16 protein-coding genes are annotated in these 24,369 nt (G+C 72.7%); 12 read left to right on the forward strand and 4 right to left on the reverse strand.

Features of this window, described 5'->3' with window-relative positions; translation table 11 throughout:
• Positions 1–102 precede the first annotated feature (102 nt).
• The 4 genes from ACFYVL_RS14930 (at position 103) to ACFYVL_RS14945 (ending at position 5,493) form a co-directional block, all read left to right on the forward strand.
• Positions 103–1,569, forward strand: coding sequence for an NCS2 family permease (locus tag ACFYVL_RS14930; protein WP_389244587.1), 1,467 nt, complete (start codon positions 103–105; stop codon positions 1,567–1,569).
• Between the two features lie 50 nt (positions 1,570–1,619).
• Positions 1,620–2,771, forward strand: a complete 1,152-nt coding sequence (locus ACFYVL_RS14935; RefSeq protein WP_389244589.1) for an XdhC family protein — start codon at positions 1,620–1,622, stop codon at positions 2,769–2,771.
• Between the two features lie 340 nt (positions 2,772–3,111).
• Positions 3,112–4,470, forward strand: coding sequence for a glycoside hydrolase family 6 protein (locus ACFYVL_RS14940; RefSeq protein WP_389244591.1), 1,359 nt, complete (start codon positions 3,112–3,114; stop codon positions 4,468–4,470).
• Between the two features lie 27 nt (positions 4,471–4,497).
• Complete coding sequence (locus ACFYVL_RS14945) at positions 4,498–5,493, forward strand: YihY/virulence factor BrkB family protein (RefSeq protein WP_389244592.1); 996 nt, start codon at positions 4,498–4,500, stop codon at positions 5,491–5,493.
• A 48-nt stretch (positions 5,494–5,541) separates the two neighbouring features.
• On the opposite strand, the gene ACFYVL_RS14950 is transcribed toward ACFYVL_RS14945, so the two are convergent.
• Both ACFYVL_RS14950 and ACFYVL_RS14955 read right to left on the reverse strand, forming a co-directional pair.
• Positions 5,542–7,968, reverse strand: coding sequence for a SpoIIE family protein phosphatase (locus ACFYVL_RS14950; protein WP_389244594.1), 2,427 nt, complete (start codon positions 7,966–7,968; stop codon positions 5,542–5,544).
• Positions 7,969–8,018: 50 nt separating this feature from the next.
• Positions 8,019–12,098, reverse strand: a complete 4,080-nt coding sequence (locus tag ACFYVL_RS14955; protein ID WP_389244596.1) for a HAMP domain-containing protein — start codon at positions 12,096–12,098, stop codon at positions 8,019–8,021.
• A gap of 314 nt (positions 12,099–12,412) precedes the next feature.
• Here ACFYVL_RS14955 and ACFYVL_RS14960 point away from each other — a divergent pair, with 314 nt between their 5' ends.
• From ACFYVL_RS14960 to ACFYVL_RS14980, 5 genes are all read left to right on the forward strand, one after another.
• Positions 12,413–12,961: a DUF6328 family protein gene (locus ACFYVL_RS14960; RefSeq protein WP_389244598.1), complete on the forward strand. Its 549-nt coding sequence runs from the start codon at positions 12,413–12,415 to the stop codon at positions 12,959–12,961.
• Between the two features lie 191 nt (positions 12,962–13,152).
• The gene (locus tag ACFYVL_RS14965) at positions 13,153–14,208 is read left to right on the forward strand and encodes a L,D-transpeptidase (RefSeq protein WP_389244600.1); all 1,056 of its coding nucleotides are present in this window, start codon (positions 13,153–13,155) and stop codon (positions 14,206–14,208) included.
• A 137-nt stretch (positions 14,209–14,345) separates the two neighbouring features.
• On the forward strand, positions 14,346–15,206 hold the full coding sequence (locus tag ACFYVL_RS14970; protein WP_389244602.1) for an ABC transporter ATP-binding protein: 861 nt from the start codon (positions 14,346–14,348) through the stop codon (positions 15,204–15,206).
• Positions 15,203–16,186: an ABC transporter substrate-binding protein gene (locus ACFYVL_RS14975; protein WP_389244604.1), complete on the forward strand. Its 984-nt coding sequence runs from the start codon at positions 15,203–15,205 to the stop codon at positions 16,184–16,186. The genes ACFYVL_RS14970 and ACFYVL_RS14975 overlap by 4 nt, the downstream gene beginning before the upstream one ends.
• 3 nt (positions 16,187–16,189) lie before the next feature.
• Positions 16,190–18,262 (forward strand): iron ABC transporter permease, encoded by a 2,073-nt coding sequence (locus tag ACFYVL_RS14980; protein ID WP_389244606.1) that lies wholly within the window; start codon positions 16,190–16,192, stop codon positions 18,260–18,262.
• Positions 18,263–18,347: 85 nt separating this feature from the next.
• Here ACFYVL_RS14980 and ACFYVL_RS14985 read toward each other — a convergent pair whose 3' ends face one another.
• A complete protein-coding gene (locus ACFYVL_RS14985) occupies positions 18,348–18,758 on the reverse strand; it encodes a GNAT family N-acetyltransferase (protein WP_389244608.1) in 411 nt (136 codons plus the stop codon).
• 320 nt (positions 18,759–19,078) lie between these two features.
• Here ACFYVL_RS14985 and ACFYVL_RS14990 point away from each other — a divergent pair, with 320 nt between their 5' ends.
• From ACFYVL_RS14990 to ACFYVL_RS15000, 3 genes are all read left to right on the forward strand, one after another.
• A complete protein-coding gene (locus ACFYVL_RS14990) occupies positions 19,079–19,678 on the forward strand; it encodes a hypothetical protein (protein ID WP_389244610.1) in 600 nt (199 codons plus the stop codon).
• A complete protein-coding gene (locus tag ACFYVL_RS14995; RefSeq protein ID WP_389244612.1) occupies positions 19,675–21,798 on the forward strand; it encodes a bifunctional polysaccharide deacetylase/glycosyltransferase family 2 protein in 2,124 nt (707 codons plus the stop codon). Before ACFYVL_RS14990 ends, ACFYVL_RS14995 begins: the two co-directional genes overlap by 4 nt.
• Before the next feature lie 93 nt (positions 21,799–21,891).
• Positions 21,892–23,079: an LCP family protein gene (locus ACFYVL_RS15000; RefSeq protein ID WP_389244614.1), complete on the forward strand. Its 1,188-nt coding sequence runs from the start codon at positions 21,892–21,894 to the stop codon at positions 23,077–23,079.
• 78 nt (positions 23,080–23,157) lie between these two features.
• Here ACFYVL_RS15000 and ACFYVL_RS15005 read toward each other — a convergent pair whose 3' ends face one another.
• Positions 23,158–24,282 carry a magnesium and cobalt transport protein CorA gene (locus ACFYVL_RS15005; RefSeq protein ID WP_389244616.1) on the reverse strand — a complete coding sequence of 375 codons (1,125 nt, stop codon included), beginning with the start codon at positions 24,280–24,282 and terminating at the stop codon, positions 23,158–23,160.
• Positions 24,283–24,369: the final 87 nt, after the last annotated feature.

Raw genomic sequence — 24,369 nt, forward strand, 5'->3', positions numbered from 1 at the left:
CCTCCGGGTCGTGCAGCCCTCGCACCGTCCCCGAATTCCGCGCCCCGCTCGCTCGCGAGCCCGTTCGCGGATGCCCCTTTGAACCTTGGGAGACCAGGCATCATGACCCAGCAGTCCACCGAGCCCAGGACCACGGCGGAGGACGCCGGCGCCGGTACGCGCCAGCCCGCCGGCCGGTCCTGGCTCGACCGCTACTTCCACATATCCCAGCGCGGGTCCACCGTCGCCCGTGAGGTCCGCGGCGGCATCACGACCTTCATGGCGATGGCGTACATCCTCCTGCTGAACCCGGTGCTCATCGGCGGCCCGGACGTCAACGGGTACAAGCTCCCGGCCGCCGCCGTGATCACCGCGACCGCCCTCGCGGCGGCGTTCACCACCCTGCTGATGGGCTTCGTCGGCAAGGTGCCGCTGGCGCTGGCGGCCGGTCTCAGCGTCTCCGGCGTGCTCGCCTCGCAGGTGGCCCCCCAGATGAGCTGGGGCCAGGCCATGGCGATGTGCGTGATGTACGGCGTCGTGATCATGCTCCTGGTCGTCACCGGCCTGCGCGAGATGATCATGAATGCGATCCCGCTGGCGCTCAAGCACGGCATCACCATGGGCATCGGCCTCTTCATCGCCCTGATCGGGCTGGTGAAGGCGGGCTTCGTGCACCGCAACACGGCGCCGGGCAACGTGCCCGTCTCCCTCGGCCCGGCCGGCGAGCTCACCGGCTGGCCGGTCCTGATCTTCGCCGTCACCCTGCTGCTGATCTTCGCGCTCCAGGCCCGCAACACCCCCGGCGCCATCCTCATCGGCATCGTCGCGGGCACGGTGATCGCGGTCGTCGTCAACGCGGTCGTGAACATCCCCGGCAAGAGCTGGAGCGCGGGCGTCGCCCCCAAGATCGACGGCGCGGTCTCCATGCCGGACTTCGAACTCTTCGGCAAGGTCGAGTTCACCGGCTGGGGCGACATCGGCGTGCTGACCGTCGGCATGATCGTCTTCACCCTGGTGCTGGCCGGCTTCTTCGACGCGATGGCCACCATCATCGGCGTCGGCACGGAGGCCAAGCTGGCCGACGACAAGGGCCGGATGCCGGGCCTGTCCAAGGCGCTGTTCATCGACGGCGCCGGCGGTGCCATCGGCGGTGTGGCGGGCGGCTCCGGCCAGACCGTCTTCGTGGAGTCCGCGACGGGCGTCGGCGAGGGGGCCCGCACGGGTCTCGCCTCGGTGGTCACCGGTCTCTTCTTCGCCGCCTGCCTCTTCTTCACCCCGCTCACCACGATCGTCCCGGCCGAGGTCGCCTCCGCCGCGCTGGTCGTCATCGGGGCGATGATGATGCAGAACGCGCGGCACGTGGACTGGGCCGACCGCAGCACCGCCATCCCGGTGTTCCTGACCGTCGTCCTGATGCCGTTCACGTACACCATCACCACCGGTGTCGCCGCGGGCGTCATCGCCTGGACCGTCATCAAGGTGGCCCAGGGCAAGGCGCGCGAGCTGGGCGCCTTCATGTGGGCACTGACGGCGATCTTCATCGTCTACTTCGCCCTGCACCCGATCGAGAGCTGGCTCGGCGTCGGGTAGTCCTGCCCGCGAGCCCTCCACGCTTCCCCGACACGTCAGAGGAGACAGTCATGCTGGACATCGCCGAAGAGCTCGACCGGTGGTCCCGGCAGGGCCGGGAGTTCGCCGTCGCCACGGTCGTGGCCACCAGCGGCAGCTCTCCCCGGCAGCCCGGCGCGGCCCTCGCCGTCGACAGCGACGGCACGGCCATCGGGTCCGTCTCCGGGGGATGCGTGGAGGGCGCGGTCTACGAACTGTGCCAACAGGCCCTGCTCGACGGCCGGTCGGTCGTCGAACGCTTCGGCTACAGCGACGAGGACGCCTTCGCGGTCGGCCTCACGTGCGGCGGCGTCATCGACATCCTGGTGACGCCGGTGCGCCGCGACTCGCCCGCCCGGGAGGTCTACGCCGAGGCGTTCGCCCTCGCCGCGCGGGGAACGGCGGCGGCACTCGCCAGGATCACCGAAGGCCCCCGGGAACTGCTCGGCCGGGCCCTGCTCGTCCACCCCGACGGCAGCCACCTGGGCGGCCTCGGCGGCCACCCCGAACTGGACCGCACCGCCGCCGCGGAGGCCCGCGCGATGCTCGACGGGGGCCGCACCGGCGGCACCACCATCGGTGAGGACGGCTCCCGCTGCGGTCAGCCGCTCACCCTGCTCGTCGAGTCGAGCGTCCCCGCCCCCCGGATGATCGTCTTCGGGGCGATCGACTTCGCGTCGGCCCTGGTGCGGGTCGGTAAGTTCCTCGGGTACCACGTCACCGTGTGCGACGCCCGCCCCGTCTTCGCGACAAAGGCCCGCTTCCCCGAGGCGGACGAGATCGTCGTCGACTGGCCGCACCGCTACCTCGCGGCGGCCGAGGTGGACGCCAGGACCGTGCTGTGCGTCCTCACCCACGACGCCAAGTTCGACGTACCACTCCTCGAACTCGCCCTGAAGCTCCCCGTCGCGTACATCGGCGCGATGGGCTCGCGCCGCACCCATCTGGACCGCAACGAGCGGCTGCGCGAGGTGGGCGTCACCGAACTGGAACTGGCCCGGCTGCGCTCCCCGATCGGACTCGACCTGGGCGCCCGCACCCCGGAGGAGACGGCCCTGTCGATCGCCGCGGAGATCGTCGCGGCCCGCCGCGGCGGCAGCGGGGTCTCCCTGACGGGAGCACACACCCCCATCCACCACGACCCGGCCACGGGCCCCGCGGGACGCATAGGCTCCGTCGCCTGACGCTCCCTCAGCGGGTAGCGGGTAGCGGGTAGCGGGGCCGGGCGTGGTGCGCGGGCCGCGGGTCCGTGCGCGCGACCGGCGCCGGCCCGGCAGACCCTGTCGTGACCCGCGCCGGGTCGGCAGACCCTGTCGACAAACCCTTGAGCACCCGTCAAGTCTCTTTCCTCACCCGTCCGGCCCTCCCGGACGCCCGCCGTCCTGCGGGTTTCCCCGACCTGATGCAGCGTGGGCTCGCGGCCCGGGAGCATCGGAAGTCCCCTCACTCTTGACGCGCACATTGCCCTGGGCAACTCTCGTGCGGGAACCGCTCCCGCACGTCCTTGCGACCCAGGAGTGACCCATGCGACCCGAGGAACCCGCGCAGCATGCCCGGCACACCGAGCCCGTGCCGACCCTGCGTCCCGTCAAGCACGCCCGGCCCAGAGGGACCCGGCGGCTCAAACGCCCCGCCCGGCCACTGGGCCGCGGCGCCCTCGCCCTGGCCGTCCTGCCGCCGCTCGCCGCCGGGGTCGTGTGGGCCATGACGTCCGCCCCGGCGTCCGGCGCGCCCGAGCCCGCGGGCGGCGCCCCCGCGGCGGCCGGACCGCCCGCACCCCTGCTGACCGGCAGCCCGCGCCTCTACACCCCGCTCGCCAACCCGGACGCGTACAAGCAGGCGCTCAAGCTGACGAACAGCGGCACCGTGGGCGCGCTGCGCGAGGCCGCCGGGATCATCCGGATGGTGCGCACCCCGCACGCCGTCTGGTACGGCGACCAGAGCCCCGAGGCCGTCGAGAAGGATGCCCGCGCCGTCGTCAGGGACGCGGAGATCGACGGCTCCATGCCCGTCTTCGCGCTCTACAACATCCCCGGCCGCGACTGCTCCAACTACTCCGGCGGCGGCGCCGCCAACACCGCCGAGTACAAGGCCTGGATCGACGGGGTCGCCCGCGGCATCGGCAAGCACGACGCACTGATCGTCCTGGAGCCGGACTCGCTGGCCCTGGTGCCCTCCGACTGCGGCCAGGACGACGCCCAGGGCACCAAGACCGCCGCCCGGTACGAAGAGGTGAACCACGCGGTCAACACCTTCGCCGCACTGCGCCGCACCCGCGTCTACCTCGACACCGGCCACGCCGGCTGGCACGACACCGCCAGCATCGTGCCCCGTCTGGTCAAGGGCGGCATCAAGACCGCCACCGGCTTCTACACCAACGCCTCCAACCACCAGACCGACGAGACCAACGCCTGGTACGGCAAGCTCATCTCCTCGTGCCTGGCCTACGTCGAGGCCGGCGGCAAGGCCGAGTCCTGCCCCTCGCAGAAGGGCCCCCGCGACGCCGCCCAGGCCTGGATCGACAAGAACGTCACCACACCCCCCTCGCGGATGAAGCACTTCATCACCGACACCAGCCGCAACAGCAAGGGCCCCTGGACCCCGCCCGCCGGCAAGTACACCGACCCGCAGGACTGGTGCAACCCGCCCGGCCGCGGCCTCGGCGCGCGCCCCACCACCCGCACCGGCGACCCGCTGCACGACGCCAAGCTGTGGATCAAGACGCCGGGGGAGTCGGACGGCCTGTGCCTGCGCGGCACCCAGGGCCCCAAGGACCCGGAGCGGGACACCGTCGACCCCAAGGCGGGAGACTGGTTCCCGGACCAGGCCCTGGAACTGGTACGGCTGGCCAGTCCGCCGATCCTGCCGGGACGCCCCGAGTAGCTGCCGCGCGGCGGTAGCGTATGCCGGATGGGAACTGCTGTTCATGTGCCGCAGACCCGGGACATGATCGGGGACGAGCTCTCCGGCGACGAGGCGCTGACGGCACTGCGCCACTACGGCGGACGCAAGCTGCTGCTCGACGCCTTCGCGCGGTTCCGGTACGCCGACGGGTTCAGCCACGCCCGCTCGCTCGGCTACCAGGTGGTGCTCGGCATCGTGCCGTTCCTCATCGCGGTGGTGGGGGCGGCGGCCACCGTGCACACCGACAGCGTCGGACGGGTGGTGGAGCTGACGCTGGCCCACATCGTGCCCGGCGACAGCGCGGGGCTCGTCTCCGACGCGCTCGCCGAGACCCGGCGCTCCGCCGCCACCAGCGGCTGGGCCGCCGTGGCCATGTGGACCGGGCTGCTGTTCGCCCTCGTCAACCTGACCTCCGCGATGGCACAGATAGAGCGCGGCGCCAACCGGATCTACGGCATCGAGCGCGACCGCCCCTTCACCCACAAGTACGGCCGCAGCCTGCTGCTCGCACTGACGGCCGGTCTGCCGCTGGTGCTCGGGTTCCTGTGGCTGGTGGCGGGCGACGCGGTCGGCGACGCGCTCGCCCAGGCCCTGAACTGGCCCACGTCCTGGCGGAACGGCTGGCACGCGCTGGACATCCCCGCGGGGGTGCTGCTCGCCTGGGTGGCCTCGGCGGTGATCCTGCGCCGGTCGCCGCGCAGACGCCAGCCCGGCTACACCTGGCTGGCGTTCGGGTCCGCCGTGCACCTGGTGCTGTGGGTGGGCACCACCTGGCTGCTCGCCTTCTACGTGGGCCGCAGCGGCACCTTCGGCGCGGTCTACGGGCCCCTCACCGCGTTCGTTGCCCTGCTCCTGTGGGCCAACCTCACCGGCGTCGCCCTCTTCCTCGGGATCGCCTTCGCCGCCCAACTGGAGGCCGCCCGCGCGGGCATCACGGACGCGGTGCTGCCGGACCCCGGCTTCGGCGGGGACGGCGGCGGCCCCGCCCGTACCACCGACTGAACCGTCCCCTCCCGGAACCGGGAACCGGGAACCCGGAACCGGGAACGCTCAGAGCACCTCGATCCCGATCAGGCAGGTGTCGTCGTCGGTGTCCGAACGGCTGTGGGTCAGCAGCCCGTCCAGGTGCTTCTCCAGACCGGGCGGCGCCGTCCCCGCCAGCGCGAGCAACTGTTCCAGCGACTCCTGCACCGTGCGGTCCCGGCGCTCGATCAGACCGTCCGTGTACATCAGCAGCCGGTCGCCCGCCTCCAGCGTCAACTCGTTCTCGGTGTACGCGGCTTCGCCGATCGCACCGAGCAGGATGCCCGGCGGCATCGGCAGCGCCGCCGCGGCCCCGCCCCGCACCAGCACCGGCGGCGGATGCCCCGCCCTGGCCCAGCGCAGCAGCCGGGTGCCGGGGTCGAAGATGCCGCAGATGGCGGTGGCCGTGACGTGCTCGGTGAGGTGGTGGGCCACCGAGTTGAGCCAGCCCAGCAGCTGGGCCGGGCCCGCGCCGGTGGCGGCCAGGCCGCGCAGCGCGTTGCGCAGCACCACCATGCCGGTCGCGGCGTGGATGCCGTGGCCCGCCACGTCGCCGACCGCCAGCAGCACCTTCCCGTCGGGCAGCGCCACCGCGTCGTACCAGTCGCCGCCGACCAGGTGCTCCTCCTCGGCGGGCCGGTAGCGCACCGCGACCAGCAGCCCCGCCGTCTCCACCGCGTCCCGGGTCGGCGGCATGATCGCCTGCTGGAGCTGGAGGGCGAGCCTGCTGCGGGCCGCCGCCTGCTCCTCGGAGTCGGCGAGCCGGTCGCGGGTCGCGGCCAGCGCCACCTCCGTCCAGTGCTGGGAGGACACGTCCTGGTAGGCGCCGCGTACCGACAGCAGGTTGCCCGCCGGGTCGGTGACCGGCTCCGCGACGATCCGGATGTGCCGCATCACCCCGTCCGCCCGGCGCAGCCGGAACGCGGCGGACGCCGAGTGCCGGTGGTGCAGCAGGGTCCGCAGGAACCGGCCGATCGCCACCGAGTCGTCGTCGTGCGCATGGTGGTGCAACCGCTCCAGCGGGACCGGCGAGGAGCTGGGCGGCAGCCCGAAGAGGGTGAAGAGCTGGCTGTTCCACAGGATGGAGCCGGTGACGGTGTTCTCCTCGAACCCGCCGATCCGGCCCAGCCGCTGGGCGTGCTGGAGCAGCGAGGCCAGCCGGGACGCCTCGTCCTCCAGCCGCCAGCTCAGCAGCACCGAGTCGCCGTAGCGGCCGATGCCCACCGACGCCACCGACACCAGCGGCACCTCGTCCACCTGGGAGTCGAGCGTCATCCGGCCCGAGCGAAACGGTTCGCCGGTCGCGTGCACCCGCAACAGGTGCTCGTACAGGCCCCCCTGACGGGCACTCAGCGGGTACGCCTCCAGCCAGCGCATCCCGGTGAGCACGGACCGGGAGCGGCCCGCGAGGTCGGTGAAGCGCTCGTTGGCGTACGCGATCTGGAAGTCGACCACGCTGTTCTGGTCGTTCAGCAGCGGCAGCAGCACCAGCGCCGGATCCAGCAGCCCGTCCGCGAGGTCGGCCAGCGGGCCCGCCTTCTCGTCCGGCGGCGTCCCGGCCGCCTGCGCGGAGACCTCGGTGCCCGGCAGGGTGTGCGCGCACAGGTCCGACAGGGCGTCCAGCTGCCGGGCCGCGGCGGTGGTCAGCGGCGGCTGCGGCTGCGGCCAGCACACCTCCAGCACGCCCAGGATCCGGCCGCCCACCTCGGCGGGCAGCACGCTGCGCGCCCCGTCGGTGCCGTGCCGCAGCCCGATCCCCGGGGTGCCCGCGGGCAGCGACCCGTACCACCGGGACCGGCGCTCGCCCAGCACCTGCTGCGCCCAGGTGCCCACGCCCGGCGGCACGTACCGCCAGCGCTGCGCCTCGCCGCGCGAGAAGCCCGCGTGTCCGGCCAGTATCAGCGCACCGTCGCGCCCGGCCGCCCACAGCGCCAGCGCGCTCGCCCCCAGCGGAGCCAGCGCCTGCTCGAACAGGGACCGGGCGGCGGTCTGCGCGTCCCCGGTCATCGACCCGGTCTCGGCGGCCCGCAGCCGCAGTACGTTGCCGGGCCGCGCCCCGTCCCCGGACCCCGCGGGCGACGGCACGGCGGGCCGCGCGGCGCCGTTGCCGCCCGGCACGGCACCCCCGCCCGGCGCCGCGAACGCGGTCGTCGGGGTGGTGGCGTTCACCGGGAGCGTGTCGGCGACGTGGTCGCCGGCCGCCCCGTGCACGATGTCCGCCGCCAGTTCGAGCAGCGGAACCCGTGCCGACTCCGCCAGCCGCTCCAGGTGCAGGGCGGCCTCGACCGGCCCGCCCTGTCCCCGTTCGACCAGGATGCCGGTCGCGATGCCGATCAACGCCCGTGCGTCCGCCGACTCCTGAGCCAGTGTCAGGTCCCGGCGCAGCTGCTCGATGGTCGCCGCGAGGGCGTCCAGCGGCCGGGCCTCCACCGGCCCGCCGCACTCTTCCGTCACGCTCTGTGCCACTCCCGCTTCCGCCGTGGTCCGCCGTTCGCCGTTCCCGCTCACCTGGAGAGCCAGGTGCGCATGCGGTCCACGAGGTCGCCGGCGTCCACGGGCTTGGTGATGTAGTCACTGGCACCGGCGGCCAGGCACTTGTCCCGGTCGCCCTCCATCGCCTTGGCGGTCACCGCGATGATCGGCAGCTCCGCGTACTCGGGCATCGCGCGGATCGCGGCGGTCGCGGCGTACCCGTCCATCTCGGGCATCATCACGTCCATCAGGATCAGCTCCACCCCGCCGTGCAGGGCGAGCACCTCCAGGCCCTTGCGGCCGTTGTCGGCGTGCAGCACCCGCATGCCGTGCAGTTCGAGGATGCCGGTCAGCGCGTAGACGTTGCGGGCGTCGTCGTCGACCACCAGGACCACCCGCCCGGCCAGGTCGAGCGCCCCTTCGGGGGCCGGCTCGGGTGCCCGCGGCACCTCGGCGAGCGGGGCGACCGGACGCGCCAACGGCAGTACGTCGGCCGGCCGTTCGGCCGTCAGGTGCAGCGCGATCCGCTCGCGCAGCTCGTCCAGACTGGGCAGCAGTTCCAGCGGTTTCGTCCGCGACCAGTCGGTGAGCTGCCGTTCGTGCAGCGGCTCCAGCGGCCGGGTGTGGTGGGCGAGCACCGGCACCTGGCGCAGCGCCGGGTCGCCGTCCAGCGCCTGCAGCAGCCGCATCGCGGACCCGTCGGGCATGTCCAGGCCGATCACCACGCAGTGGCACGGGTCGGCCGCCAGCGCGGCCGCGGCCTCCTCGGGGCCCACCGCCGTGCGTACGTGCACCGGCCCCCGGGTGTCCGGCAGCGAGCCCTCCGCGAGCTCCGCCACCGCGCTCTCCGCGACCAGCGACAGCAGTCCGCGCGGCCGGTCCTCGATCACCAGCAGCCTGCGCTGCTGCGCCGGTACGACCGCCGAGGGCAGCACCGGCCCCGACTCCTCGCGGTGCCGGTCGGCGGGGTCCACGTACGCGGCCGGGGACTCGAAGCGGGCCACCGGGATGTACAGGGTGAAGGTGCTGCCCTCGCCGGGCGTGCTGGTCACCTGGATCGCGCCGCCGAGCAGGTGGGCCATCTCCCGGCTGATGGACAGGCCGAGACCGGTGCCGCCGTACTTGCGGCTGGTCGTGCCGTCCGCCTGCTGGAACGCCCCGAAGATCGCCTCCAGCTGCTGTTCGGCGATGCCGATGCCGGTGTCCATGACGCGGAAGGCGACGGCCGGGCCGTGCGGACGCACCAGGGGCGGCAGGTCGCCGCCGATCGCCGGGTCGATGCGCAGTTCGACCGCGCCCGCCTCGGTGAACTTCACCGCGTTGGAGAGCAGGTTGCGCAGTACCTGCCGCAGCCGCGAGTCGTCGGTGACCAGTTCGGCGGGCGCGCCGGGCGCCACGCTGATCCGGAAGTCCAGACCCTTCTGCGCGGTCATCGGACGGAAGGTGGCCTCCACGTAGTCGAGCAGCTTGCGCAGGCCCACCGGCTCCGGGTTGACGTCCATCTTTCCGGCCTCGACCTTCGACAGGTCGAGGATGTCGTTGATCAGCTGGAGCAGGTCGGAGCCCGCCGAGTGGATCACGCCGGCGTACTCGACCTGCTTGGGGGAGAGGTTGCGGGTCGGGTTCTGGGCGAGCAACTGGGCCAGGATCAGCAGGGAGTTGAGCGGGGTGCGCAGCTCGTGGCTCATGTTCGCCAGGAACTCCGACTTGTACTTGGAGGCGATGGACAGCTGCTGCGCCCGGTCCTCCAGCTCCTGCCTGGCCTGCTCGATCTCCAGGTTCTTCGCCTCGATGTCCCGGTTCTGGGACGCCAGGAGGGCCGCCTTCTCCTCCAGTTCGGCGTTGGAGTGCTGCAACTCCTCCTGCTGGGACTGGAGTTCCTCCGAGCGGGACTGGAGCTCGGCGGCCAGCCGCTGCGACTCGCCCAGCAGCTCGTCGGTGCGGGCGTTGGCGACGATCGTGTTGACGTTGACGCCGACGGTCTCCATCAGCTGTTCCAGGAAGTCCCGGTGGACCGGGGTGAACCCGCCCACCGAGGCCAGTTCGATGACACCGAGCACCAGTCCCTCGACGGCGATCGGCAGCACCAGCAGGCTGCGCGCGTCCGCCGAGCCGAGGCCGGAGGAGACGGTGACGTAACCCGGCGGCAGCTCGTCGACGGCGATCGTGCGGCGGCTGCGGGCGACCTGGCCGACCAGCGACTGACCCAGCTCGAAGCGCACCGGGCGCTCCTCGGTGCCCTGGAAGTGCCCGTACCAGCCGATGAGTTCCAGCTCGGCGGAGCGGCCGGTGTCGTGCGCCAGGTAGAAGGCGCCGTACTGCGCGCCGACCAGCGGGGTCAGCTCGTCCATGATCAGTTCGGCGACGACGGTCAGGTCGCGCTGGCCCTGCATCAGGCCGGAGATCCGGGCCAGGTTGGTCTTGAGCCAGTCCTGCTCCTGGTTGGCGCGGGTGGTCTCGCGCAGGGACTCCACCATCGAGTTGATGTTGTCCTTGAGTTCGGCGACCTCGCCGGACGCGTCCACCGTGATGGAGAGGGTCAGGTCGCCCTCGGCGACCGCGCTGGTCACCTCGGCGATGGCACGGACCTGCCGGGTCAGGTTCCCGGCCAGCTCGTTGACGTTCTCGGTGAGCCGCTTCCAGGTGCCGGAGACGCCCTCGACCTCGGCCTGGCCGCCCAGCCTGCCCTCGGAGCCGACCTCCCGGGCGACCCGGGTGACCTCGGCCGCGAACGAGGAGAGCTGGTCGACCATGGTGTTGATGGTGGTCTTGAGCTCCAGGATCTCGCCGCGCGCGTCGACGTCGATCTTGCGGGTGAGGTCGCCCTGGGCGACGGCGGTGGTCACCTGGGCGATGTTGCGGACCTGCCCGGTGAGGTTGTTGGCCATCGAGTTGACGTTGTCGGTGAGGTCCTTCCAGGTCCCGGCCACGTGCGGGACGTGCGCCTGACCGCCGAGGATGCCCTCGGTGCCCACCTCGCGGGCCACCCGGGTCACCTCGTCGGCGAACGCGGAGAGGGTGGTCACCATCGTGTTGATGACCCCGGCCAGCGCGGCGACCTCGCCCTTCGCCTCGACGTTGATCTTCTGCGAGAGGTCGCCCTTGGCCACGGCGGTGGCGACCTGGGCGATGGAGCGCACCTGGCCGGTCAGGTTGGAGGCCATCACGTTGACGTTGTCGGTGAGGTCCTTCCAGGTGCCCGAGACGCCGCGCACGGTCGCCTGTCCGCCCAGGTTCCCCTCGGTGCCGACCTCGCGGGCGACCCGGGTGACCTCGTCCGCGAAGGCGGAGAGCTGGTCGACCATCGTGTTGATGGTCTCCTTCAGCTCCAGGATCTCGCCGCGCGCGTCCACCCGGATCTTCTGAGAGAGGTCGCCCTTGGCGACGGCGGTGGTGACCTGGGCGATGTTCCGCACCTGCGAGGTGAGGTTGTTCGCCATGATGTTGACGGACTCGGTCAGGTCCTTCCACGTACCGGAGACGCCCTGTACGTCGGCCTGCCCGCCGAGCCTTCCCTCGGTGCCGACCTCGCGGGCGACCCGGGTGACCTCGGCGGCGAACGAGGAGAGCTGGTCGACCATCGTGTTGATGGTGTTCTTCAGCTCGTGGATCTCGCCCTGGGCGTCCACGTCGATCTTGCGGGTCAGGTCGCCCTTGGCGACCGCGGTGGCGACCTGCGCGATGTCGCGGACCTGGGTGGTGAGGTTCCCGGCCATCGCGTTGACGGAGTCCGTGAGGTCCTTCCAGGTGCCGTCCACGCCCGGCACCTCGGCCTGTCCGCCGAGCCTGCCCTCGGTGCCGACCTCGCGGGCGACCCGGGTGACCTCCGAGGTGAACAGCGAGAGCTGGTCGACCATGCCGTTGAAGACGAGGGCGATCTCGCCCAGCAGACCGTCCCGGTCGTCCGGCAGCCGGGTGCCGAAGTCGCCGTCGCGTACGGCGGTCAGCCCCGCGAGGAGCTGCCGCAGCTCGGGCTCGCCCACCGAGCCGGGCGCACCGGCCCCGTCGGAGCGGCCCGCCGGAACCTTGGGCCCGGTCTTCGGCGCCGCGCCGTCCACCCGTGCCCCGCCCTGTGGCGAGCGCCGCCTGCCTGTTTCCGCACCCGTACCCATGGTCCTGACCCACCCCTCCACCGCGACTTGCCCGACACCGGCCCGCGCAGGGGGCGGTACCGGTACGACCAGCTCACTTCCGAACGGGCGTTCCGTGGGTCATGGTGCCACAGTTGCCGTACGGCAAATTTTTCTCCGCAATCCTCTCCCGTGCCGTGCGACGGCAGTCGCCGGGTGCGGGGCGGGACCGCGTGCGGAGCTCATGTCTGACCCTCACGAGGGTATGTGCTCGATTGTGCGCTCGATAAGCCTGGGTGAACCCGATGTGTGTGCGTGTGCTGCCCGGGTGGACGGACGGTGAGGAGGACCTGCACATGACCGAGCGGGACATCACCGGGCCCGACGCCGGCGGAGCGGACGGCGCCGGCGACGAATCGGTGCTGGGCGCGGGGCGCCCCCGGGGCCGGGCCGAGAGCGAGGAGGAGCGTGCGGACCGCCAGTGGGTCGAGCTGGTCCAGGAGATCCGGGTCGCCCAGACGGGCGTGCAGATCCTCTTCGGATTCCTGCTCACCGTGGTCTTCCAGCCGGGCTTCCAGAACCTCACCCAGACCGACAAGAACATCTACGTCCTCACCGTGATCCTCGGTTCGACCGCCACCGGAGCCCTGATCGGCCCGGTCTCCTTCCACCGCATCGTCTCCGGCCGCAAGATCAAACCGCAGGCCGTGACCTGGGCGTCCCGGCTGACCTTCGTCGGCCTGCTCCTGCTGCTGGCCACGCTGTCCTCCTCGCTCCTGCTCGTCATGCGGGTGGTGACGCACAACGCCTACGCACCGTGGCTGGTCGCCGGAGTGGTCACCTGGTACCTGCTGTGCTGGTACGCGCTGCCGATGTGGGCACGCAGGCGCCACACCACCGACTGACCGCGCCGCGCCGCAGAAGGGTATTTCGGTGCCCGGTTCGGGACCTTCGGCCCCCGCGAGGAGGCGGAGGGCCCTGCCTAGGCTGAAGGACCGACCCGCCCCTTCCGGGCGAGCAGCCTCCCGGAGCCGGTCCGGCCCGCCCCCGGCCGGGGGCCCACCGTCCGCCCCGGCCCGAAGAAGTACGAGGAAGAATGCGCCGCTCCGCCGTGCCCGCCGTCCGGATACCCGTCGCCGTGGCGGTGCTCACCCTCGCCGCCACGGCCTGCGGGAGCGAGGGGACCCGGGCCCTGACCCCGGCGGAGGACGTCCCGGCGGTGGACGCGGTGCACCGTGCCTCCGCCGCCCCGACGGACGCGCCGACGGACGTCCCGGCGCCGAAGGCGGCTCCGCCGGCCGTGCTGCTGCCCGCCGGCTCCGCCCGCCGGACCGTCTCCCCGCGGATCGCCCCCGGCACGGGGCAGACCGTCGGGGTCGGTCAGCCCCTCGCCGTCGTCTTCAAGGGGCAGAAGGTCGACAAGACGCTGCGCGCGGGCATCGAGGGCAGCCTCAAGGTCACCACCACCGGCTCCGGCGGCCCGCTCACCGGCGCCTGGCACTGGGCGGAGGCCAAGGGCGACACCCTGGTCCACTTCCGCCCCCGTACCTACTGGCCGTCCGGCACCCGGGTCACCCTCGACGCCCGGCTCGCCCGGGTGAAGCTGGCCGACGGCACCGCCGCCGACCGCGACCGCAAGGTCTCCTTCGCCGTCGGCGACTCCATGGTCAACAAGGTCGACCTGGCCGCCCACACCCTGACCGTCGTACGCAACGGCGAGGTCGCCCGCGTCATCCCGGTCAGCGGCGGCGAGGAACGGTTCAAGACCCGCGAGGGCATCAAGACGATCCTCGCCAAGGACGGCCGCGTGATCATGGACTCGCGCACCATCGGCATCCCGCGCGACAGCCCGGACGGCTACTACGACCCGTACGACTGGAGCATGCGGGAGACCGTCAGCGGCGAGTACATCCACGCCGCCCCCGACAACGCCGCCTCCTTCGGCAAGGAGAACGTCAGCCACGGCTGCATCGGCATGTCCGACAGCGACGCGAAGTGGCTGTACGGGCAGAGCCGGGTCGGCGACGTCGTCGAGGTCACCGGCACCACCGGCAAACCGATGGACCACTTCGGCAACGGCTACGGCGACTGGAACCTGACCTGGGAGCAGTGGCTCGCCGGCAGCGAACTGGGCGAACAGCCCACCGCCTGAACCGAGTTGACAACCCCCGGCCGCAGCCCCCGGGGTGGGGTGCCGGGCCGCCCCGCCCCGGCGCCCCGGACCGAGGGCCGGAACGAACACGACGGACCACTTTCAACCAAACGTAAGGTTAGGCTAACCTTCGCCGCGTGCAAGCAGGTGAAGAGACATCCGCGGCCCGGAAACCCCGTGGTCATGAACTGAGCGCCACGGGCGTCACCGTGGCCTACGACGGCGTCGACGTCGTCCACGACGCCGCGCTGACGCTGCGCCCCCACGAGGTGACGGTCCTCGTCGGCCCCAACGGCAGCGGCAAATCGACGCTGCTGCGGACCATCTCCCGGCTTCAGCGCCCCCGCAGCGCCGAACTCGTCCTCGACGGCGGCACCGACGCCCTCGCCCTGAGCGCCCGCGAGTTCTCCCGGAACGTCGCCCTGCTCACCCAGGGCCGCCCCACACCCAGCGGACTGACCGTCCGCGACCTCGTCGAGTTCGGCCGCTACCCCTACCGGGGACGCTGGGGCAAGGCAGACCCCGAGGGCCCCGCGGCCGTCGACCGCGCGCTGGCCATGACCGGCGTCGCCGAACTCGCCGACCGGGGCGCCGAGCACCTCTCCGGCGGACAGCTCCAGCGGGTCTGGCTGGCCGGCTGCCTCGCCCAGGAGACCGGCGTACTGCTCCTCGACGAACCCACCACCTACCTCGACCTCCGCTACCAGGTCGAACTCCTCGACCTGGTGCGCGACCTGGCGGACGACCACGGCATCGCCGTCGGCGCCGTCCTGCACGACCTCGACCAGGCGGCGGCGGTGGCCGACCGCATCGTCCTGCTCGACTCGGGACGCGTCGTCTCCGACGGCCGCCCCGAGGACGTGCTCACCGCCGAACGGCTCACCGCCACCTACGGCATCCGCATCGAAGTCGACACCGACACCCTCACCGGCAGGCTGCGCACCCGCGCCATCGGCCGCCACCACACGCGAAGCGAAAGGCTCAGCGCCACCTCATGAAGCGCATCCTCACCACCGTCGCGGCCGTCGCCGCGGCGGCCCTCGCCCTGTCCGCCTGCGGGACCACCGAGCCCGCCGCCGACGCCGCCGCCGCGAAGAAGCCCGCCGAGAAGATCACCCTCACCGACGCCCACGGCGCCAAGGTCGTCCTCGACGGCCCCGCCAAGAAGGTCGTCGGCACCGAGTGGAACATCGTCGAGAGCCTGATATCGCTGGGCGTCGCCCCGGCCGGCGTCGCCGACGTCAAGGGGTACAAGGCCTGGGACACGGCCGCCCCGCTGACGAACGACGCCAAGGACATCGGCACCCGCGGCGAGCCCAGCATGGACACCATCGCCGCCCTCGCCCCCGACCTCGTCATCGCCACCACCGATCTGCCCCCGGCCGCCGTCAAGCAGATGCGCAAGTTCGCCCCGGTGCTGGAGCTGAAGGCGGCCGACGCGGCCGACCCGATCGGCCGGATGACCGAGGACATCAACACCATCGCCAAGGCCACCGGCACCACCGCGCAGGCCGAGAAGCTCCTCAAGGACTTCGACACCAAGCTCGCCGACGGCCGCAGGACGATCGCCGCCGCCGGCCACGCGGGCGCCCGGTTCGCCTTCGCCGACGGCTACGTCGTCTCCAACCAGGTCTCCATCCGCCCGTACACCAGCGGTTCGCTGATCGGCGCGGTCAACGAGAAGCTCGGCCTGAAGAACCCGTGGACCGTCAAGGGCGACAAGGACTACGGCCTCGGCAAGACCGACGTCGAGGGCCTCACCAAGCTCGGGGACGTGCAGTTCGCCTACATCAGCAACAAGACCGACAAGGACAGCAACCCCTTCACCGGGATGCTGACCAAGGACGACGTGTGGAAGTCGCTGCCGTTCGTGAAGAAGGGCAATGTGCACCAGCTGCCCGACGGCATCTGGATGTTCGGCGGCCCGCTGTCGATGAACGGCTACGTCGACTCCGTCGTAGAGGCGCTGAAGAAGTAGCACATGGCCGTCACCGCAACCACCCCCGCCACCCGCCCGTCGGCGGCCAGGACCCGTACGGGGGCGGCCGCGGTGACGGCCGCCCTGCTCGTCCTCGTCGCCGTGCTCGCCTTCGTCGACATCACCCAGGGCACCACCTCGGTGGGCGCCCCCGAGGTGTGGAAGGCGCTCACCGGCCAGGCCCAGCCCGGCGACGCCTCCGTCGTGGTGGCCGCCCGGATACCGCGCATGGTCGCCGGTCTGCTGATCGGCGCCGTGCTCGCCGTCGCGGGCGCCGCCCTGCAGAGGGTCAGCCGCAACGTCCTCGCCTCGCCCGACACCCTCGCCGTCAACGCCGGTTCCTACCTGGCGCTCGGCATCGCCTCCGTCACCGGGATCTCCCTGCCGCTGTTCGCCGGCACCGGCGTCGCCTTCGTCGGCGGACTCGCCGCGGCGGCCGTCGTCCTGGGCCTCTCCGGGCTCGGCGCCGGCACCGTACGCCTGGTGCTCGCCGGCAGCGCCATGCTGCTGGGCCTCAACGCCCTCACCGAGGCGCTCCTGCTGCTGTTCCCCCAGGAGACCGAGGGCCTCTTCCAGTGGAACCAGGGCGCCATCGCCCAGTCCGGCTACGACGGCGTCCTGCGGATGCTGCCGCTCGCCGTGCTCGGCGTCGCCGGACTGCTGCTGCTCGCCCGCCGGATGGACGCACTGGCCCTCGGCGACGACGCCGCGCGCGGGCTGGGCGTCCCCGTCCGCTCCACCCGCGTCCTCGCGGTCGTCCTCGCGGCACTGCTCTCCGCCGCGGCCGTCGCCCTCGCCGGGCCGATCGGCTTCGTCGGACTGTGCGCGCCCGCGCTGGTGCGCCCGCTGGCCCACCGGATGCGCGCACTCACCAGGAGCCGCGGCGCACTGCCGTTCACCGCGCTCGTCGGCGCGGCCCTGGTGCTCGGCTCCGACGTGCTGCTGCGCGCCCTGGTGCCGTCGGACACCGCGGTCGCGGTGCCGACCGGTGTCGTCACCAGCTTCATCGGCGCGGTCTTCCTGATCGTCATGGCCACCCGGACCAAGGACACCGTCGGCGCCGCGGCCCCGGACCGGCTGCGCATCCGCAGCCGTACCGTCTTCGTCGCCACCACCGCAGTCCTGGTCGTCCTCCTCGTCGCCGTCACCATCGCCGCCGTACTCATCGGCGACAGCAAGCTCCTGCTCGGCGACGTCTCCAACTGGGCCCAGGGCAACGCGGGCCGGGCCGTCACCTTCGTCCTGGACACCCGGGTGCCGCGGGTCGCCGCCGCCCTGCTGGCCGGCGCCGCGCTCGCCCTCGCGGGCACCCTCGTCCAGTCCGTGACCCGCAACCCGCTCGCCGAACCGGGCACCCTCGGCGTGTCCGGGGGCGCGGCACTCGGCGCCGTACTCCTCGTCACGACCGTGCCGCTGGCCGGTTCCTGGGGGGTGGCCGCAGCCGCGTTCGCGGGCGCGGTCGCCGCGGCGGGCCTCGTCTTCGGCCTCGCCGCCCGCGGCGGCTTCCAGCAGAACCGGCTGGTGCTCGTCGGCTTCGGCGTCGCCACCGGCTCCGCCGCGGCCATCAGCCTCCTGGTCATCCTCACCGACCCGTTCAACGCCATCAAGGCGCTGACCTGGCTGTCCGGTTCCACCTACGGCCGCACCTTCCCCGACGTCGTCCCGCTGGCCCTCGTCCTGGCCCTCGGCATCGCGGTCGCGGTGGCCCGCCGCACCGAACTCGACCTGCTCTCCCTCGACGAGGACACCCCCCGCCTGCTCGGCCTGAGCCTGGGCAAGGGGCGCCTGGGCCTGCTGTCGCTGAGCGTCCTGCTGAGCGCCACCGCGGTCGCCGCGGCCGGCACCATCGGCTTCGTCGGCCTGGTCGCCCCGCACGCGGCCCGCGCCCTGGTCGGCCGCCGGCACACCCGGGTGGTCCCGGTCGCGGTCCTGCTCGGCGCGGTCCTGGTCTGTACGGCGGACCTGGTGGGCCGCACCGTCATCGCCCCGGCCCAGCTGGGCGCGGGCCTGATGACGGCGGTCATCGGCACCCCGTACTTCCTCTACCTGCTCGTCCGCAGCCGCCGGGGCGGCTGAGGGGGCACGCACGGCCATACGTCCGAGGGGCCCCGCGGCCGAGTCCGCGGGGCCCCTCGCGTGCGTGCCGCCCGCCCGCTCCGGGTCACCCGGCCGACGGCAGACGGATCAGCCCCGCGTCGGTGGGGCGGAAGCCGCAGGCCCCGAAGTAGAAGTCCCCCAGCTCCGGCCGGAAGTCGACGTGCAGCCACTCGCAGCCCGCCGCCCGCGCACGCTCCGCCGCCAGCTCCACCACCGCCGTCCCGACGCCGCGGCGCTGCCAGGAGCCCCGTGTCTTCGTGTCGATGAGGAAGGCGTGGTCCCCGCCGTCCCAGGCCACGTTCACGAAGCCGACGAGGGTCCCTTCCCCGTCCCTGGCCCCCACCCAGCCGAGGCTGTACTCCCTGATCCGGTCCCACCAGCCGGGCTGGGCGTTGCCGCCGTGGGACCCGACGAGGTCGACCATCTCGGCGTCGGTGATCGGGTCGCGCCACACACAGGAGATCGCAGTGTTCATACCGCCACCCTCTCCGACCGGCGCCCGCCGCGCGGCGGAACCGGCGCGGCGGCCCGTTGCGGGACCGGCCGGGTGCCCGGATAGGGTCGGGGCAGTGTGACGGCGGCACTCCGGCCCTCCGGCCCTCTCGGGGGCACATGCCCGCGCGGTCCCCCGGCCCCACCCGGGAGGGCGCCCGGCATGCGCGCGCACGGCAGTCCCGTGCGCGACGGGCACCGGAACGCGGTCGCCGACGTCCCACCAGCAGTGCGACGGGCCCCCGGGTCCGTAACCCCCCACACAAAGAGTCGCGCGTGCGCGGCCGCAGACCAGGAGCACCAGTGCAGGGCACCCCCCACATAGCCAGCACAGCGCACGACGGGCGGTCCTCGCCCGTACCTTCGGCCCGCAGGGCACCGCACCCGGGGCGGGACCTGGCGCAGGGCCTGCCGTACCGGGAGGCGGCACCCCGGGTGACCCGGGTGGCGCGGCGCGCCCCGGACGAGCCCGAGCTGCCCATATTCGTCGACCGGTCGGGCTGGCGCCGACGTACCCTCCAGGGCCTGGCCCTCGTCGTGGGCTTCGCCTGCCTCGGCTATCTGTTCTTCGTCGGCGCGCTGATCAGCGGACTCCGCCAGCCCGTGGGCACCCGGCCGCCGAGCACCAACGGGTCGGCGCCCGGGGACCCCGGCACCGCGAAGTCCCCGCACGGCACCGGCACACCGGCCGACGCACAGGCCCGCGAGAACCGCGCCGGCCGCGAGCCGGGTGAGAGCCGGGCGGCCCGCGGGACCCGTGAGGACCGTGCGGCCCACGGGAACCGTGAGACCCAAGCGGGTCGCGGGGCCCGTGAGGAACGCGAGGTCCGTGAGAATCCCGCGAGCCGGCCCCGGCCGCCGTCCGGCAGATCCGTCCCGCCGGCCGGAGGCCCGAAGCAGTGAGGCGGCGCGCCACTGTCCGCCGCCCGCCGCGCGGACACTGGCTCGTCCTCCTGCTGGTGCTGGCCGTGGTCTCCGTCACCCTCCTCTTCGAGGGCTGGACGACCCACCAGGTCGACGCCGCGCGCACCAAACCCGCCTGCACCCGGCCGATCCCGCGCGAGGCCGACGACGGCAGACCACTGCTGAGGTTCGGCCCGCGGGGCGAGGTCACCACCCTGGCCATGCCGCCGGGAACCGTCGCGCTCACCTTCGACGGCGGACCCGACCCGGTGTGGACGCCGCGCCTGCTCGACCTGCTGCGCGAGCACCACGCCCGCGCCACCTTCTTCGTCTACGGGATGGAGGCGGCCCGCTACCCGGAGCTGGTGCGGCGGATCCAGCGCGAGGGCCACGAGATCGGCTCGTACACCTACAGCGGCGGCGACCTCGGCGTGGCCTCGCCGGTGCGCGCCCGGCTGGAACTGTCGCTCACCCAGGCCGCCCTCGCGGGTTCGGCGGGCGTCAACACCACCCTGCTGCGGCTGCCGCACACCACCGCGGCGGACACCCTCTGCGGCCCCCAGTGGCCGGCCGCGCAGCGCGCCGCCGGCCAGGGGTACCTGGTGGTCGCCTCCGACCGCAAGGACCGCAAGCCGTGGCGCGGGGCGGTGACCCAGCACAGCCAGACCGACCTCGGCTACCACGAGGCCCGGGACCTGCTGGAGGACCGCAGCGTGAAGCGGTTCACCACCCTCAGCGGCGGCCTCGGGCGGCTCTCCTTCCTCGAAGAGGTCCCGGTCGCCCGGGAACTGATGGGGGAGGGCCTGATCTGGTCGAAGCGGCTCGGCGGCGCCTTCCTCACCGTGATGGTGTGGACGCTGTCGCTGGCCGGTGCGCTCGGTGTGCTGCGGATGCTGCTGTTCATCCTGTTCGCCCGGCTGCACGTGCGCAGGCTGCACCGGTACCGGCCCGGCGCGCCACGGCTGCGCGAGGTGCGGGACCCGGTGACGGTCCTGGTGCCCGCGTACAACGAGGAGGCGGGCATCGCCTCCACCGTGTACTCGCTGCTGGCCTCCACCCACCCCGACTTCCAGATCATCGTGATCGACGACGGCTCCACCGACGCCACCGCCGACATCGCCGAGTCGATCGACGACCCGCGGGTCACCGTGATCCGGCAGCCCAACGGCGGCAAGCCCAGCGCCCTCAACACCGGTCTGGCGCACGCCCGGCACGACATCGTGGTGATGGTCGACGCGGACACCGTCTTCGAACCCGAGGCACTGGTCCGGCTCGTCCAGCCGCTCGCCCACCCGGCGGTCGGCGCGGTCAGCGGCAACACCAAGGTCGGCAACCGGCGCCGGCTGCTGGGCAAGTGGCAGCACCTGGAGTACGTGCTCGGCTTCAACCTCGACCGCCGGATGTTCGAGGTCCTGGAGTGCATGCCGACCGTACCGGGCGCGATCGGGGCCTTCCGCAGGGACGCCCTGATGGGCATCGGCGGCGTCAGCGACGACACGCTCGCCGAGGACACCGACCTCACCATGGCGCTCTGGCGGGCCGGCTGGCGCGTCGTGTACGAGGAGTCCGCGGTCGCCTGGACCGAAGTGCCCAGCACGCTGCGGCAGTTGTGGCGCCAGCGCTACCGCTGGTGCTACGGCACCCTCCAGTCGATGTGGAAGCACCGCCACGCGGTGACCGAGATCGGCCCCGGCGGACGCTTCGGCAGGCGGGTGCTGGTCTACGTCACGCTGTTCCAGATCGTGCTGCCGCTGTGCGCACCGGTGGTGGACATGTTCGCCCTGTTCGGGGCGCTGTTCCGGGACCCGGTGGAGGCGGCCCTCGTCTGGTTCGGCTTCCTCGCCGTCCAGTTGGTCACCGCGGCGTACGCGCTGCGGCTCGACCGGGAGAACCTGCGCGTGCTGTGGGTGCTGCCGCTCCAGCAGTTCGTCTACCGGCAGCTGATGTACCTGGTGGTCATCCACTCGGTGACCACGGCGATGCTGGGCTCCCGCCTGAAGTGGCACAGCATGAAGCGCACCGGCACCGCCGACCCGTACCTCTTCGAAGCGACGCCCGGCGGGGCGTCCCCGGCCCCGCTCGACCAGCCGCCCGGACGGCGGAGCCTGTCGTCGCACTGAGCCCGGCACGGGACGCGGCACCACGCGAGCGGAACCGGAGACACGTCGCGCGAGTCGGACCTCAAGTCCGTCCGCGCACCGAGGGAGTTGACCATGACAGACCCGCTCGACCGGCGGGCCGGCCAGTTGCTGCGCCCGGAACCGGTACCCGGACCGGGGACACCGCCGGGGCCCGCGCCGGCCCCCGGGCCGTACCCGGTCCCGGAGGAGGCCGCCGCCCGTGAGCGGTTCGCCGAGCGCCCCAGTTCGCACTACGGGCCCCGGCGCGCGCACGCCCGGCAGTCGAAGAAGCGCCGAAGACTGCGCAGATCCGCCTTCGTCCTGCTGTCCGTCGTGGTGGTCACGGTGGGCGGCACGTACGGCTGGGCCCAGACCAGGCTCCAGCGGGACGTGGACCTCGGCGCGTTCGGCGACCGCCCGCCGCCCGGCGAGGGCACCAACTACCTCATCGTGGGCTCCGACAGCCGCGACGGGCTCTCCGAGGAGGACGTGCAGGACCTGCACGCGGGCGGGGGCGGCGGCCGGCGCACCGACTCGATGATGCTGCTGCACACCGGGGCGCACGGCACCAGCATGGTCAGCCTGCCGCGCGACTCCTGGGTCAGGGTGCCCGGCCGCCTGGACACCACGACGGGCAAGACCAAGCCGACCGAGCGGGACAAGCTCAACGCCGCCTTCTCCTTCGGCGGCCCCGAACTCCTCGTGCACACCATCGAGCAGAACACCGGTCTGCGCATCGACCACTACGCCGAGATCGGCTTCGCCGGATTCGTGAACATCGTCGACGCCATCGGCGGTGTACGGATGTGCCTGGAGCGGGACATCAAGGACGAGAAGTCGGGCGCCGACCTGCGCAAGGGCTGCCAGACCCTGACCGGCAAGCAGGCCCTCGCCTTCGTCCGCCAGCGCCACCAGGAGCGGGAGGGCGACCTGGGCCGCTCGAAGAACCAGCAGAAGTTCCTCTCCACCCTCGCCCACCAGGCCGCCCAGCCCGGCACGCTCCTCGACCCGACGGCGATGGGCCCGGCCGTCCGGGCCGGACTCGACACGCTCATCGTCGACGAGGACATGAGCCTGCCCGACCTGACCGAGATGTTCCGCGCCGTGCAGAGCGTCTCGGGCGGGCAGGGCAAACAGGTCAACGTCCCGCTGTCGGGCATCGGCGTCCCCACTCCCAAGGGCAACGTGCTGAAGTGGAACGAGGAGGAGGCGGCGAAACTCTTCGACGACCTGCGCAACGACCGTCCGGTGCGGGAGACGAAGAGCCGCAGGTTCTCCTGAGCGAGCCGCGGGTTCTTCTGAGCCCGGCCGTCCGGACCGCGGGCGCAAGCGGCCCGCAGCCGCTCGCGCCCGCCCGGACTACAGCCAGTCCCGCCGCTTGAAGACCAGGTAGAGGCTCACGCACACCGCTGCCATCAGCAGGATCGCGAAGGGGTAGCCGAGGGTCCAGTGCAGCTCGGGCATGGTGTCGAAGTTCATCCCGTAGATCGTCCCCACCAGGGTGGGGGCGAAGAGGATGGCGGCCCACGCCGAGATCTTCTTGATCTCCTCGTTCTGTTCGAAGCCCGCCACCGCCAGTGCCCGCATCTCCGCGTTCTGCTGCTGGGTGACCAGCGTCGCGTTGACGGTGAGGATGTCCGTGAGGGCCCCGCGGAAGCCGTCAACGCGCTCGCTGGTGTGGGTGACGTGGTCGGCGACGTCGCGCAGGTAGCGCTGGAGCTCTTCGTCGGTGCGGTACTTGGTGAAGCCCGCCATCAGGCCGTTGAGCATGCCGATCAGCGGGCGGGTGGCGCGCTGGAACTCGACCACCTCGCGGGAGAGTTCGTAGATGCGCCGGGACACCTCGGGGTCGCCCCGGAAGACCTCCGTCTCGATCTCGTCGATGTCCGTCTGGACGCCGGAGACGACCGGGGCGTAGCCGTCGACCACCGCGTCCAGGATCGCGTACAGCACCGCCTCCGGGCCGAGCGCCAGCAGCTCGGGGGACTCCTCCATCCGGCGGCGCACCGCGGTCAGGTCCGGGGCGGCGCCGTGCCTGACCGTGATCACGAAGTCCGGGCCCACGAAGACGTGCAGCTCGCCGAAGTCGACCTCCTCCGGGGCGTCCAGGTAGCGGGCGGCCCGCAGGACGACGAAGAGGGTCTCGCCGTAGCGCTCCAGCTTCGGCCGCTGGTGGGCTTCGAGCGCGTCCTCGATGGCGAGCGGGTGCAGGTCGAACTCCTCGGCCAGCGAGTGGAGTTCGGGCTCCGTCGGGCGGTGCAGGCCGATCCACGCCATGCCGTCGGGGTACTCGCGCAGCTGGCGGAAGGTCTGGGCGAGGGAGTCGGGGGTGGCGACCCGCACGCCGTCGCGGTACAGGGCCGCGTTGACGACGCTCGCCCCGTCGAGCGGCTCGGTGTGCCGGGCGGACGGTGCGGCGGACGGCGGAGGAGGGGCGGGCGCCAGGGCGGGCTGCCTGCGCCACGAGCGCTTCTTCGCTGCCATGAAAACGGACCGCCCTCCGCCGCGGAATTACGAAGCAGGATATACGGGGTAAAACACGCTGGCACGGTGAAGGCGGCAAGTGGTGGG

The sequence above is a fragment of the Streptomyces sp. NPDC004111 genome, from assembly GCF_042874215.1.
Taxonomy (GTDB): Bacteria; Actinomycetota; Actinomycetes; order Streptomycetales; family Streptomycetaceae; genus Streptomyces.

Excerpts from the sequence above, each read along its gene's own strand:
- ACFYVL_RS14930 (WP_389244587.1), top strand. The coding sequence starts at position 103 with ATGACCCAGCAGTCCACCGAGCCCAGGACCACGGCGGAGGACGCCGGC.
- ACFYVL_RS14935 (WP_389244589.1), top strand. The coding sequence starts at position 1,620 with ATGCTGGACATCGCCGAAGAGCTCGACCGGTGGTCCCGGCAGGGCCGG.
- ACFYVL_RS14940 (WP_389244591.1), top strand. The coding sequence starts at position 3,112 with ATGCGACCCGAGGAACCCGCGCAGCATGCCCGGCACACCGAGCCCGTG.
- ACFYVL_RS14945 (WP_389244592.1), top strand. The coding sequence starts at position 4,498 with ATGGGAACTGCTGTTCATGTGCCGCAGACCCGGGACATGATCGGGGAC.
- ACFYVL_RS14955 (WP_389244596.1), bottom strand. The coding sequence starts at position 12,098 with ATGGGTACGGGTGCGGAAACAGGCAGGCGGCGCTCGCCACAGGGCGGG.
- ACFYVL_RS14960 (WP_389244598.1), top strand. The coding sequence starts at position 12,413 with ATGACCGAGCGGGACATCACCGGGCCCGACGCCGGCGGAGCGGACGGC.
- ACFYVL_RS14965 (WP_389244600.1), top strand. The coding sequence starts at position 13,153 with ATGCGCCGCTCCGCCGTGCCCGCCGTCCGGATACCCGTCGCCGTGGCG.
- ACFYVL_RS14975 (WP_389244604.1), top strand. The coding sequence starts at position 15,203 with ATGAAGCGCATCCTCACCACCGTCGCGGCCGTCGCCGCGGCGGCCCTC.
- ACFYVL_RS14980 (WP_389244606.1), top strand. The coding sequence starts at position 16,190 with ATGGCCGTCACCGCAACCACCCCCGCCACCCGCCCGTCGGCGGCCAGG.
- ACFYVL_RS14985 (WP_389244608.1), bottom strand. The coding sequence starts at position 18,758 with ATGAACACTGCGATCTCCTGTGTGTGGCGCGACCCGATCACCGACGCC.
- ACFYVL_RS15000 (WP_389244614.1), top strand. The coding sequence starts at position 21,892 with ATGACAGACCCGCTCGACCGGCGGGCCGGCCAGTTGCTGCGCCCGGAA.
- ACFYVL_RS15005 (WP_389244616.1), bottom strand. The coding sequence starts at position 24,282 with ATGGCAGCGAAGAAGCGCTCGTGGCGCAGGCAGCCCGCCCTGGCGCCC.